The sequence below is a fragment of the Gammaproteobacteria bacterium genome, from assembly GCA_013816845.1.
In the GTDB taxonomy this organism is placed as follows: Bacteria; Pseudomonadota; Gammaproteobacteria; order DSM-16500; family DSM-16500; genus Aquicella.
The window spans coordinates 170,457-184,246 of the sequence record JACDDU010000003.1; the positions used below are offsets into that span (position 1 = coordinate 170,457).

Here is a 13,790-nt window from a genome sequence, read left to right on the forward strand (position 1 = left end):
GGGTATATCCGTTAAAATGAATAATCTCTCAAACGGTTGTTTGAGGGATTAATTTCGTCGTAGGAACTTTCATTAAATCTAAAAAAATAAGCAGTGCTAATTGTTCGCGTTCTGTTAATTTCTCAAAATAAGCATCTTCAAAAATAGCTTTTGCACGGTTCACAAGTTCAACAGGATCGACAAAATCAGCAATATGTTTAAGCTGCGATTCCCATGCTGGGTTTTTTTCGTATTTTTCAGCCGCCTCCGTAATGGCCTCGTGCAAGCCTGCCGCTAAAAAGATGACAAGCCCTTTATCATTTTTTATTGTGCGTTGTACATAGTCTCGACATGAGTGGTCGTTACTCCATGCTTGCCAAGCATACAATAGGCTTAATAATTTGGGATGATCAATTAATCTTTCGGTGTTGGCCCAATTTTGAATTCGACTTACCGTAAATTTTTTTAAGGATAACAGTTGATCCGTTGTTAAGTCGCGATAATCAAGCGGAATAAAACGATCGGATTCCTCTTGATGTTCACGGGATTGTTCATTCAATTCATGAACAATAATGTAAATACTTTTTTCAGCTTTAGCGATCGCAGTTTGTAAAACAGTGAAACGGGTTTCTGTATCTTTGTATCGTTGCAACACATTATGAATAATACGATGAATTCGCATTGCAGTGGATAATATTAAAGGGCCGGTTCTGCCCTGTGGAAAAAGATCGCCATTATCAAATAGTGCAATAATAATGGCTTGCGTTTCCTCAAGTGGAATTGAAGCAATAACACGACTATCCAACCGGGTTAGGAGTTTGATAATACGATCGTCTTGATTTAAACGAGTTAACGCTTGATCGAAAGCTTGAGCATTTTTTGCTAGTCCAAGAATCGTTTTAAATTCATTTTCCGGTAGCGCCCCTGATTGCATGGACAAGCGAAAATAGGCATCAAACAAATCAGGACTACAAAGTCGACGCAATTTTCTTGCGAGTGCGTCTGAATGATAAAAAGTCAACTGCGGTTCATAAATGCGACGCAAGCGAGGAAAGAGTTGTTCAAGTAATGTAATAATTTGGTCGTGCGGAAAATCATGTTCGCGCGAAAGAATTTCTTCTAGGCGTAGTCGATCTTTTTTAATTTGGTCTTCATCTAAGCGATAGACTTGATCTAATAAGTCGGTAAATAAATCTTTATTATCACGGATGCCGAAATAGAGTTTTGGTAAAAAGACTTCGATCGCAGTCAGTGCAAAAAAATCCATTGGGTTTACAACATCGCGCAGTCGCGGGTAACTAAAATTGAGCGTGTTAACATAGCGCGTAATATCCCGACAATTTTTGAAAAAATATTTCAAGCTACTGTAATAAATCGAGGCCCAATAATCGAGGTTCCATGTCCCTTCGGGAACCATGTCTAATACTGCTCTAAGACGGTCGGCAAAAATATTTTCTAAATCTTCGGACAGAATGGGTGGGACCTCAAAAGGGAGTTGCACCACTTTTTCAACTAAAGCTTTACCACCGCTGCCATCTAATAAGTCAATTGCTTGGATCACTTGGTTCTTATCAAATGAAAGGACATATATGGTATTTTTATAATCTCCAATTGATTTAACAATTTGAAAAATTTGTTTGATCTCATCTGGATAAAGTCTGGAAATATTATCGATGATGATGATAATTTTATGTTTTTGCTGACGTAATAATTCATTAAGCTCAGCTTTGACGAGCGTTAAATCTCTTCCTGATTCCCAGGCATAAGCTGATTCGCGATTTCTAAAAAATAATTTTTCCCAAAAGCTTCGCTGCATTCGATAAGCTTGCGGCACGGGTTTTTGGGTAAAAAATGAAACATATAATTCTAATAAATAAATGATGCGTGCTCCCTGCGGAAAATTCGCTAGAGGCTTGAGTGTTGATGAAAGGCGACGGAAAAAATTGTAAATTAATTGACCTTGCCCTGAGTAACTCCAGGCACTGAAATTTAAAATAATAGGTTGCTCAATTTCATCTAAGTTACTTGCAGCTACATCAATTTCTTCCAGCATCATGTTAATTAGGGAAGTTTTCCCCGAGCCAGGGCCCCCAGTTAAGCCCACGACTAAGCTATCCAAATCATGATGATCCAATAAGCAGCGCGCTAAATATTTAGCAAAGAGGGAGCGATTAAGCCGATCTTGTTCGCATAAGGTAATGGGACGATCGGCATCAAACACGCGTAATTCTCCTGGTTTGACTATTTATTCCTTATCTTAGATTATATCACTTCTTAAATTGGCCCATTTTTCAATAAATCAAATACTTAGTAAAAGAGGCACACCTTGTCTGTTGCATATCTCCCCCATCCTACTTGGCAGGATGCTCTTTCTGATTTAGTGACAGACCCAGAAGAAGTACTCTCCCTTTTGCAGCTTGATAGAGCGCTCTTACCTGATTTAAAAAAAGCTGCAGAATATTTTCCTTTGCGTATTCCACGTTACTTTTTAGAACGGATTGAAAAGGGGAATTTCCATGATCCCCTGTTACAACAAGTCTTACCAAGCGGTTTAGAATTAAATGAGGTTACAGGGTATAGTGCCGACCCTCTAGAGGAAAGTTCTAAAAATCCTATTCCGGGTTTGTTACACAAATATCCTTCGCGTGTTTTAATTACCTTAACAAATGCTTGCGCTGTCCATTGTCGTTATTGTTTTCGCAAAAATTTTCCTTACGCAGATAACAATCCTGGCAAGGTAGGTTTAGAAAAAATTTTTACTTACCTCGCAGCACATCCGGATGTTAATGAAGTTATTTTAAGCGGCGGTGATCCGCTCGCAACGAATGATAAAATGTTGCAACATGTATTCGAAGGTATAAGCGCAATATCCACGATTAAACGGTTACGCATTCACACACGCTTACCCATTGTTTTGCCCCAACGTATCACCCCAGCATTCATTACCATCCTCTCTTCAATAAAACTGCCGGTAATTATGGTGGTCCATTGTAACCATCCCCGTGAAATAAGCCACGAAGTTGTTTTTGCATTCCAACAATTGCGTGAAGCAAAAGTTATTTTACTGAATCAAAATGTGCTGTTAAAAGGCGTCAATGATAACGCAGTTATTCTTGCTGAACTAAGCGAAGCATTGTTTGCAGCAGGCGTGATGCCTTATTATTTGCATGTTCTCGATAAAGTGGCAGGAACAGCTCACTTTGATTTACCTGAGGATGCAGCTTTACAGATTTATCAGGAATTAAATACGTTACTGCCGGGATATTTAGTACCCAAACTTGTACGCGAAGAACCGGGCATGCTAAGTAAAACATTAATAGGGGTGTGACTTGGGCGTTGTTGTTGTAGCCTAGTCGTTACATTTGCTGCACCCTATTGTTCCTGACGCTGCATAATAAAAGTTCTGGGCTTGACCCAGCTTTTTAAACTGTTTCAGTGTTTATCTCTTAACCCATTTGCGTTTTTCACTTTGCATTTGCTTTACATCATTAAAAGTTTGGTGAGCAAATAAAAAATATGAATGCAGACAGGGCACATTCGTTTGCTCTCTAATCCGCCAGATGGGTATTATTTTAATCAAGAAGAGAGCAAAATTAATTCACTTTTGTAATAATAGATTTTTTTCTTTATAATGCCTGACTCAATGCAAATTCCTCTTTTAATCTGCATCATTTATGAGCGAGGTTACACATTAGTTATTTATTTTAAGGATAGGTAATCTTAACTGTTTACAAAGTTTAGAGAATAGAATATTGATGAATTGGAAGTTGCATTAGTAAATTTAAAGGGAAATTTTTTGATGCCATCATGGTGTTAATTGTTCTTCTGCACGCACAGAATAATTCATTGAAGTATCTTTTCTTTTTTTACCTTGCATCATTCATGACCGCGCAAATGCTTGTTGTTTTTTTTCTGAGTGATTTGTATATTGCGTTGTTTGCCTTAAAATAGTTAGCGCATTAGTTCTACAATAATATAAGGATTGGAGGTTTTATGAAGAAACAAAAAGTAGCTTTATTTTTAGCGTCTGCTTTGGCAATGTCTGCAAGCTTTGCTGACTGGAATCAACGGATCATGTTATGTACCAATGTGAGTGATAACACATCCCCACATAGTTACCAATCCTGGTTTGTGAGCAGTGATGTATTTGATGCCAGTCATACAATAGATATCAAAAATGGTCAAAAATGTGTAGAACACATCTATAAGCATGGCCCAAAAAATATTAAATTAGGCGTAGAAGTAAAAGATGGTGATGCTGTTAATGATGTTAAATTCGTGCCAGATGCATCTTGTGCCTTTTTATACTCAGAAAATAGCGGTCGCTTTTTAAGTGATTATCAAGTTACCAGCCAACACGCTGAAACTTGGAACATTAACCTTGTTCAATCTGCTCCCGAAAATGGTTTTAAGTACGTTTATAAAATGAACTGCGCCCACATGGCGAGCTAGTTTAAGTTGTCGTCAGGGTCACATTTTAAAATAATAAGGATAACAATATGAAGAAATTAAATTTAAGTTTATTGGCAGCTACAGCTTTAATTAGTACCGCAAGTTTTGCAAGTCATCCTCAAGTTATTAATCTTTGCTTGGATGTTCATGAAAACACTTCCAACAATGCTTTCACCGGCCGATTTGTAAGTACGGATGTATTTGATTTTGGCAGCAAAATTAAAGGCGTGGGCAACGGTCGAAGCTGTACAGCGCATCGCTACAAGCATGGTCCAAAGAATCATAAAGTTGAAATTGCTGTGCGTGGTAAGAGCGTAGAGAAGGATATCAAAATATTACCTGATCACACTTGCTTGTTCTTACATAAAAAGACTGACGGTCGTTATGAAAGTAATTACATGCGCTCCAATGCAACTAATATTGCTTGGAATATAACATTGACCCAAGCTGCGCCAATGAACGGTTCTAAGTATGCTTACTACATGCATTGTGAATTAGCAACGCAGTAAGGTTTTAATTAAACTGAAAGGGCCGCCTTTAAGCGGCCTTTTTTTTGCAAGATAGGTATTTCAAATGGCTAGGGTTACAAAAAGATTGTTTTTACTATGTTGGCTTGGTTTTTTTTATTCAACAGTATGCGCAAGTCCAGTGATGCCACCTTTACGCTTGCAAGTAATCCAATCGGAAATGGTATTTGATAGTCATAACATTGCTAAAGCGAGTATCACGCGTTTAGCGCAAGGAGGCATTGGGGTATTATTAACTTTGAAGCAACCTTTTGGCGACGACTTGCAACGGATGACTTACGATACCGTCGGAAAAAAAGCCACATTAACCTTTGGCGACCGCGTTATTTCCTTGTTCACCATTCAATCTCCTTTAAGTTACCAGCTTCTTTTAACCGGCTTCAGTCAAAACGAAGCGATGGTCTTAGTTCAATCACTGAATAAAATTAAAGCAAACCAAAATCGCCGACAGAACGCGCCAAGCCTGTTAAAAAAATTAAATGAAGCAGAACCTAAGCTTATTCAAATTCGGTAAAAAAAGTGAATACTTAGTTTGTAGTATAATGATGACATCATCTTAAGGGGAGAAAGAGGATGAAACGAGTGAAATGGATTTTGTTTTTTTACTTTCTCTTAGCAACGTGTTCGATTTTCGCTTGGAATATTGGCTCTAAGGGCCGTTCTACTGGGCCTGCTTTTCATACAACTTATTTTTTAACGCCCAATAATCAATCCTTCACTATTCATGCCACTGCATTTCTTGGAAAATGGATAGACAGTATTTGTCAACCTGAAGCGTTATTGGACATGGGACAAGATGAATTGAAGACAGGGAATTATGTCGATCTCGATGCTTTTGCATTGCGCTCCCGGGTGGGCATGGGTTATACGTGCATGACAATCAATTATTTTTATCGGCAAAAAGCCACAGAAACGTTTGCTCTCTTCTCCGATGGCGTAAATTATGTGGGCTCCTATCCTTACACTTCTGAGGTTTCCATATTGTAAGGTGAGCCATGGCTAATTGGCGAACAGTTGCAAGCAAATGCAATGGTTAATCGTCGAATGTTGAGCTACTCGCGCTCAAATTCTGCAAGCAATCGATTTAACTCATTTAAGCTTCGATAATGAATCACTAACTTTCCTTTGCCTTTTGCATTACATTGAATGGCAACCCGAAGTTTGAGATGGTTAGTGAGGTTATCTTGGACGAGTTTTAAATCGGGATTAAGTGATTTGTCTTTGGATTGTTCCTGGGGTTGTTGCAAACGCCTTACATACTGTTCGGTTTCGCGTACGGATAATTCGCGCGATGCAATGGCAAGGGCTGCTTCCAGTTGGGTTGCTTCTGGTAAGGTTATCAACGTACGAGCATGGCCCATTTCTAATTGGCCACGTTCGAGCATGGTCTTAACTTCTTCAGGCAGTACCAGTAAACGTAATAAATTAGTTACACTGGTGCGAGATTTTCCCACCGCTTCAGCAACTTGCTGATGCGTCATGCCAAATTCATCAATCAAACGCATGAGTGCAATGGCTTCCTCAATGGGATTTAAATTCTCGCGTTGAATGTTTTCAATGAGGGCAATAGCGAGAGCGGCTTCATCGGGAATAGTGCGAACAATGACGGGAACGGTTGTTAAGCCTGCCATCTTGGCAGCACGATAGCGTCGTTCACCCGCAATGATTTCATAGCGGTGCTTATCAACAGGACGCACAATGAGCGGCTGAATAATCCCTTGCGTGCGGATGGAATGCGCAAGTTCTTCCAAGGCTTCTTCATCCATCTCTCTACGGGGTTGATATTTGCCCCGGACCATTAAATCAACGGAAAGCTGGGTCAGTGTGTCTTGCACAAGATGTAACGAGGTATCATCTGGACTCGTAGACTCCTTGCTTGTATATGACAATAAGGCATCTAATGATTTACCGAGGCCGCGCTTTTTTACCATAATGAAATCCTATATGACTAGTATCTAACCTAGCATGGATCATCTTAATCAAACATGGGGAGAAATGGAATGCGCTCACCTTCTGTTATCAGGATTTTTTTTGCCGTCGAGTTAGCTCAAGCTATGAAGGAAAAAATAGGAGAATATGTAAGTCAATTAAAAAAAAATGCTAAATCTCACTCTATTAAATGGACTAAAAAGGCAAATTTGCACATTACTTTGCAATTTCTAGGCGAAATTAAAGGGGAGCATGTCCCTACAATCGTCGATAATGTAAAAAACCAATTGAAAGAATCCGTTGTGAAGACGCATATCAACTTAGGCGAGGTCACTTTATTTCCAAACCCTTTTCGTCCACGCGTCATTGTTTTTGATATTACGCCTCAAGACGAATTGGCCAAGATTAGTGAGCGCGTTGGGAATGGCATTCGATTATCTCAGTACGATACAGATACGCGACCCTTTCATGGGCACTTAACTTTAGGTCGTCTCAAGCACCCAAACACCAATTTACGCTTCTTATCCAAAGTCGATCATCCTGCTGTTGGCTATATTGAAGTCAATGAAGTCGTTCTCTTTCGCAGTGATCCTGTACCAGACGGGACGGAATATACTGTTTTAGAACGCATTGAACTCGCGGAGGAAAGGTGTGTCAATTTGTCCAAACCTGGATGAGTAAGACATAACTTAGCTCTGAACGAGGATGCTTTGGTTTCTTCAGGTCAAAGTTCAGACTGCATCACTTAGCTTGCAAAGTCGCAGCTACCTAACTTCGAATTTTAGTTTATCGCAGGACTTGCCTTAGCAAGCGCCATCTTTATTACAGAATGAAACGGCTGAATAATTTAATATGATGCGTCGTTCTTGTACAAGCAGCAGACTTCTCTCCGTACTTATCGAACAAGGCATAGTGATGTCAATCTAAGCTTTAAGGGTGGATATGAAGTCAGTCATTAAATTCTCTTTGAAATTAACCATTCAGTCATTTTATGCCAACCTACATATCTTCTCTTCAATAGGATAAAATCCTTCCCATGAGCACTTACCACGTTATCAAAGATCCAGTTCACGGGACGATGCAATTTACATCCTTTGAAGATCATTGGATTAAACCTTTCATTGACAGCCCTAATTGCCAGCGGTTGCGACATATTAAACAATTAGGGATGGGTGATTATATTTTCCCGGGAGCGGTACATACCCGCTTTAATCATTCTTTAGGTTGTTGTTATGTGGCGAGTCAAATTGCCCAAAAGATTGGATTGCCAGACGAAGAAAGGCAATTGGTGATGATAGCGGGGTTATTACACGATATTGGTCACGGTCCTTTTTCGCATACTTTTGAAGATTTATTTCATCAAAAATTAATTCGTCACGAAGATTGGACACCTTATTTTTTAAGTGATTACACCACCGATTATTTTTTTCAAACTTACAATGCTTTAAATCCAAATTATCCGCTGACTGATAAAAAATTTAATCGCATTGCACAAATGATTATGCATAAAACCAGTGTGAAAGACGTTTTAAGCGATATCGTTTCGTCGCAGTTGGATGCAGATCGATTAGATTACTTATTACGGGATAATCATTTTTGTGGTGTGCAATACGGTGAATTTGATTTTCGATGGATGTTGCATTGTCTTGCTATCGTACCGACACCTGAAGGAAGACGTTTAGGTATCACGCATAAAGGAATTGGGGTAGTCGAGCATTATGTTATGGCCCGCAGGTTAATGATTCGTAATATCTATCAGTCCCAAAAAAAATTAGCTTTAGAGAATTATTTAATTCAATTGTTAGTTTTACTCGCAGAACGTATTGAAACCCATACTGCTTTCGCTTCTTTGCAAAAAACCCGATTGGGACAGTTTCTTATTGCAGCTAATGCCTTCAATCATGCTGCACGCACAACATTGCAACCCAGTTTACTAAAACAACAATTTCTCGAAAGTAATTATCAACATTATAAAGCTCTTGATGATTATGATGTTTTTGCATTATTAAAACAAATCGTTGCGCTTAAAGCTGATGACCCCGTCACGCAAATCGCCGAACGTCTTGATCAACGTAAAATGCCAAAAGTCGTAAGACTTGAGCATGTTGATATAAAAATGGCTGAAGCAACGCTAAAGGAATTTAAGCAAACTCACCTTAATGTCTATCAAAATTGGCAACTTTCTCTGATTCGCAGTCCGCATCAAGCTTATTCGCGTAAAGAAGATCCTATTATGGTGCAAAATGAAGCGGGCTTAGTTCGTCCTATCAATGAATTGTCGCTGATGATTGATGCGCTTTCCGATCAATATGAACATATTGCTTTTTTTGCCTATGATCATGCACTTGCGCAAGATAAAAGAATTTTGCATTTAGTGAAGGAGTTAACAGCCCCACGTCAGCCGCAAATTGCAGAGCAAGGCACTTAAAGTAGAAGAAACTTACCCAAAGCGAATAGTATCGGTATAATCTCAATCTTTTAATGAATAGTTGGCAATCATGGCTATCCAAGTGGTTATTTTGGCGGCAGGTCGCGGCCAGCGTATGTGTTCTAAACTTCCCAAAGTATTACATCTCTTAGCAGGTAAACCGCTTTTACAGTACGTGCTTGAAGTTGCAGAGAAGCTCTCGCCTGCGAAAAAACCTATTGTTGTATTGGGCCATCAAGCTCCCCTGATTCGTAAAACTTTTTCGCACCTCCCTATTCATTTTGTGGAACAATCCGAACAATTAGGTACAGGGCATGCTGTTTTACAAGCGATGCCTCATATCGAACCCACCGATCAAGTTTTAATTCTTTGTGGTGATGTGCCCCTGATTTCATTACAAAGTTTGCAACGATTAACGCAAACTGCGGACGATGCTTTGCACATGTTGACAGCCCATCTCGAAAACCCACATGGGTATGGCAGAATCAAACGAAATGACGATCATCACATTGTCCGTATTATTGAAGAAAAAGATGCATCAGTTGAAGAGAAAAAAATAACTGAAGTTAACCCAGGTATTTATTGTTTATCAGCCCGTCTTTTAAATCGTTGGTTACCCAATATAAAAACAATGAATGCGCAAAATGAATTTTATCTGACTGATATTATTAATTTCGCCCATCAAGATAACGTGACGATACAAAGTCATGACGTGCATTGTGCGAAAGAAATTTTAGGTGTTAATGATCGCGCGCAACTCGCGCAACTTGAACGTTTTTTACAATTGCGTTTGGTTAAGAAATTGATGGCACAAGGTGTATCGTTTGCGGATCCTGCGCGGGTTGATATTCGGGGCGAAGTTATTGCAAGCATTGATGTCACAGTTGATGTGAACGTTATTTTTGAAGGACGTGTGGTGCTTGGTCAAGGTTGCCACATTGGTCCGCATTCTCTCTTGCGTAATACGATTTTAGGTGAGGGTGTTGAAATTAAGGCAAATAGTGTTTTAGATGGTGCCGAAGTTGCAGACCATTGTACGATTGGACCGTTTGCACGTCTTCGTCCGGGAACCGTGCTTGCATCCCATGTGCATATTGGTAATTTTGTGGAAGTGAAAAATTCGCAAGTTGGCATGCAAAGCAAAATTAATCATTTAAGCTACGTGGGAGATGCTGAAATTGGGCAGCGAGTCAACGTGGGTGCTGGTACCATCACTTGCAATTATGATGGGATGAACAAACATAAAACCATTATTGGTGATGACACTTTCATTGGATCAGATACACAACTCGTCGCACCTGTCACCATTGGCACAGGCGCGACGATCGGTGCGGGGTCAACCATTACCAAAGATGTCGCAGCTGACCAACTCACGATTACGCACCGCATTGAACAACGCACAATCAAAAATTGGCGTCGGCCAGATAAAAAAGAGAGGGGCGCAGTAACAAAGGCTTAGACCTAGACAATGCAACTCATTGTCCATACCTCAAGAGCCGTAAGATGACACTGATCAGTTTACGCGTATAATACGAGCAACTAATTCCTCAGAGGATAGGATCCCATGTGTGGCATCGTTGGTGCGGTTGCAAAGCGACCCATTGCTAGTATTTTGATTGATGGATTAAAAAAATTAGAATATCGGGGGTATGATTCAGCCGGCGTCGCTGTGATTGACCAGCAAGATCGATTGCATCGTCTACGCATGACGGGCAAAGTGCGCGAGCTAGAAACCGCCTTTGAAGCGCATCCATTTCAAGGACCAACGGGCATCGCTCATACACGTTGGGCCACACATGGCGTACCCTCCGAAGCTAATGCCCACCCCTTCATTTCCCATGATGAGTTTGCCATTGTGCATAATGGCATTATCGAAAATCACAATGCCATACGGGCTGATTTAATAACCAAGGGATATCAATTTCATTCCGAAACAGACACTGAAGTTGTCGTCCATTTAATTCATTGGCACTTTAAAAAAGATAATGATTTATTATCTGCCGTTCGAAACACGGTGAACGCCTTAGAGGGTGCTTATGCGCTCGGTGTTATTGCAAAACGTTTCCCCGGTCGATTAATTGCAGTACGCCAAGGGAGTCCCTTGGTTATTGGCAAAGGCAAAGAAGAAAATTTTATTGCCTCAGATCCTCTGGCTTTATTATCTCTCACGAAGCAATTTATTTATTTGGAAGATCATGACGTTGCAGATATCACGGCCAATGAAGTCACTATTTTCAATAAAGCAGATGATTTAATTACCCGGGAACAACATATTTTATCGATCGATACCGATATTACAGAACGGGGTCAATATCGTCATTACATGCAAAAAGAAATCATGGAACAACCGAAAGCGATTGCAGATTGTTTGGAAGGACGGTTGGCCGTTGATCATATCCTACCTGCTATCTTTGGCCCAAAAGCTGATGCTATTTTTGAAGCAATGGAACATATGCAATTAATTGCATGTGGAACGAGTTACCATGCTGCACTGGTGGCGAGATATTGGTTTGAAAATATTTTAGATATTCCCTGTTCCGTAGAAATCGCGAGTGAATTCCGTTATCGACCCATTGCGCAGCCAAAACAAAGTTTGTTCGTCACGCTTTCTCAGTCAGGAGAAACAGCCGATACCTTAGCAGCCTTACGCTTAGCCAAAAAAATGGAATTTTTGGGCACGCTTACATTATGTAATGTTCCAGGTAGCACGATGACCCGGGAAGCAGATTTACATTTTTTAACCCGTGCTGGCATTGAAATTGGCGTCGCTTCGACCAAAGCCTTCACTACACAACTTATCGCTTTATTACTATTGGGATTAAGTATTGCGAGAGCGAAGGGTAAAAAAATTCCGGAAGAAAACGAATTGATTGCTCAGTTACATCAACTTCCTGCGCTAATTTCACAAATCCTGCAACAAGATGCTTTTATCGCTGATTGGGCCAAAGCATTTATGTATAAGCAAAACGCATTATTCATGGCGCGCGGTTCTTTGTTCCCTATTGCGCTGGAAGGCGCATTAAAAATGAAGGAAATTTCCTACATCCACGCCGAAGGCTATCCTTCCGGTGAGTTAAAACATGGCCCACTAGCCCTGGTTGATAAAAACATGCCCGTGATTACCGCGGTTCCGAGCGACCGATTACAAGAAAAGTCATTGTCTAATTTGCATGAAGTATTAGCGCGCGGTGGACAGTTATTTGTTTTGACTGATCTTATCAATTTAACCAAAGACCACGCTTTTGCTGATGTACAAGTATTTCAACTACCCACAGCGCACCCGCTTTTGCACCCCATTATTTACACTATTCCTTTGCAAATGTTGGCTTATCATGTGGCAGTTTTAAAAGGCACAGATGTCGATCAGCCCCGTAATTTAGCAAAATCAGTGACCGTTGAATAACCGCGCACCCATCGGAGTTATTAAGTACCCTGGGTGAATTTCAAGGACGATGCGATTCGGCGGATCAAGCTCGGCCCTTGGTAGATTAAACCCGTGTAAAGTTGCACTAAGGTCGCGCCTGCTGCTAATTTTTTTTCCGCAGCAACCTGATCGATGACACCACCTGAGGCAATGATGGGAACATGATGTTGTAAAAGATGATGGAACTTTTGAATAACTTCAGTGCTCAGTTCTTCCAATGGTTTTCCGCTTAACCCCCCTGTTTCTTGTGCATTTTTTACTGCAGTCAAACCGGGTCGTGTGAGGGTTGTGTTTGTTGCAATTAATCCATCGACTTGCTGCTTCAAAATAATATCAGCAATGGTGGAGATTTCTGTATCGTTAAGATCGGGTGCAATTTTTATCACCAGGGGAACATATTTTTGATGTGTTTGAAAAAAGTGATGCTGAGCTTTTTTCAAAGCTTGTACGAGTGCTTGCAGGGGTTCACGCGCTTGGAGATCGCGTAAACCTTGCGTATTAGGAGAAGAAATATTAATGGTGATGTAGCTTGCGTAAGGTGCAAGTTTATTAAACCCTAATAAATAATCTTGGATGGCTTGATCATTAGGTGTGTTTTTATTTTTACCGATGTTAATGCCTAACACCCCGCTATATTGCATTTTTTTTAATTGCTGAATGACGTAATCCACGCCTAAACTCGCAAAACCAACGCGATTGATGAGTGCTTGTTGTTTGGGAAAGCGAAAGAGACGAGGCTTTTGATTCCCAACTTGCGGCATCGGTACCACAGTGCCAATTTCAATAAATCCAAAACCTAATGCCGATAATGCGTCAATATATTCCCCATTGCGATCGTAACCCGCTGCAAGTCCAACGGGGTTTGGAAAAGTGATTCCCATGACGATAAGGGGATTTTGGATGGGTTTAGGAATCAACCCAACAAGTTTAAGGCGATGCGCCCATTGCAGCGTATTCAAGGTGAGTTGGTGCGCTGTATCAGGATTCAACGTAAATAAGCAAGATCGAATGAGTGAATAAAGCATAGGGCATCTCTATAACATTAAATCAG

General features: G+C 40.3%; 12 protein-coding genes. 9 read left to right on the top strand and 3 right to left on the bottom strand.

Translation table 11 applies throughout. The annotated features are described in order from the left end of the window. Positions 1–28 precede the first annotated feature (28 nt). The gene (locus H0W64_06660; GenBank protein ID MBA3661390.1) at positions 29–2,200 is read right to left on the bottom strand and encodes a hypothetical protein; all 2,172 of its coding nucleotides are present in this window, start codon (positions 2,198–2,200) and stop codon (positions 29–31) included. Between the two features lie 105 nt (positions 2,201–2,305). Here H0W64_06660 and epmB point away from each other — a divergent pair, with 105 nt between their 5' ends. The 5 genes from epmB to H0W64_06685 all read left to right on the top strand — a co-directional run bounded on the left by epmB (position 2,306) and on the right by H0W64_06685 (position 5,945). Then, positions 2,306–3,307, top strand: a complete 1,002-nt coding sequence (gene epmB, locus H0W64_06665) for an EF-P beta-lysylation protein EpmB (GenBank protein ID MBA3661391.1) — start codon at positions 2,306–2,308, stop codon at positions 3,305–3,307. Between the two features lie 665 nt (positions 3,308–3,972). Beyond that, positions 3,973–4,431: a hypothetical protein gene (locus H0W64_06670; protein MBA3661392.1), complete on the top strand. Its 459-nt coding sequence runs from the start codon at positions 3,973–3,975 to the stop codon at positions 4,429–4,431. A gap of 47 nt (positions 4,432–4,478) precedes the next feature. Further along, complete coding sequence (locus H0W64_06675) at positions 4,479–4,940, top strand: hypothetical protein (protein ID MBA3661393.1); 462 nt, start codon at positions 4,479–4,481, stop codon at positions 4,938–4,940. Positions 4,941–5,004: 64 nt separating this feature from the next. After that, the gene (locus H0W64_06680; GenBank protein ID MBA3661394.1) at positions 5,005–5,472 is read left to right on the top strand and encodes a hypothetical protein; all 468 of its coding nucleotides are present in this window, start codon (positions 5,005–5,007) and stop codon (positions 5,470–5,472) included. Positions 5,473–5,531: 59 nt separating this feature from the next. Then, positions 5,532–5,945, top strand: coding sequence for a hypothetical protein (locus H0W64_06685; protein ID MBA3661395.1), 414 nt, complete (start codon positions 5,532–5,534; stop codon positions 5,943–5,945). 65 nt (positions 5,946–6,010) lie between these two features. Here H0W64_06685 and H0W64_06690 read toward each other — a convergent pair whose 3' ends face one another. Beyond that, positions 6,011–6,889, bottom strand: coding sequence for a ParB/RepB/Spo0J family partition protein (locus H0W64_06690; protein MBA3661396.1), 879 nt, complete (start codon positions 6,887–6,889; stop codon positions 6,011–6,013). A gap of 69 nt (positions 6,890–6,958) precedes the next feature. On the opposite strand from H0W64_06690, the gene thpR reads away from it, so the two are divergent. The 4 genes from thpR (at position 6,959) to glmS (ending at position 12,718) form a co-directional block, all read left to right on the top strand. Beyond that, positions 6,959–7,564 (top strand): RNA 2',3'-cyclic phosphodiesterase, encoded by a 606-nt coding sequence (thpR, locus tag H0W64_06695; GenBank protein MBA3661397.1) that lies wholly within the window; start codon positions 6,959–6,961, stop codon positions 7,562–7,564. A gap of 359 nt (positions 7,565–7,923) precedes the next feature. Further along, entirely contained in the window at positions 7,924–9,315 is a 1,392-nt protein-coding gene (locus H0W64_06700) for an HD domain-containing protein (GenBank protein MBA3661398.1), read from the top strand. Between the two features lie 70 nt (positions 9,316–9,385). After that, positions 9,386–10,774, top strand: a complete 1,389-nt coding sequence (glmU, locus tag H0W64_06705) for a bifunctional UDP-N-acetylglucosamine diphosphorylase/glucosamine-1-phosphate N-acetyltransferase GlmU (GenBank protein ID MBA3661399.1) — start codon at positions 9,386–9,388, stop codon at positions 10,772–10,774. A gap of 105 nt (positions 10,775–10,879) precedes the next feature. Then, positions 10,880–12,718 (top strand): glutamine--fructose-6-phosphate transaminase (isomerizing), encoded by a 1,839-nt coding sequence (glmS, locus tag H0W64_06710; GenBank protein ID MBA3661400.1) that lies wholly within the window; start codon positions 10,880–10,882, stop codon positions 12,716–12,718. 20 nt (positions 12,719–12,738) lie between these two features. Here the strand turns inward: glmS and H0W64_06715 are convergent, their stop codons facing one another. Next, the gene (locus H0W64_06715) at positions 12,739–13,764 is read right to left on the bottom strand and encodes a quinone-dependent dihydroorotate dehydrogenase (protein ID MBA3661401.1); all 1,026 of its coding nucleotides are present in this window, start codon (positions 13,762–13,764) and stop codon (positions 12,739–12,741) included. Positions 13,765–13,790 lie beyond the last annotated feature (26 nt).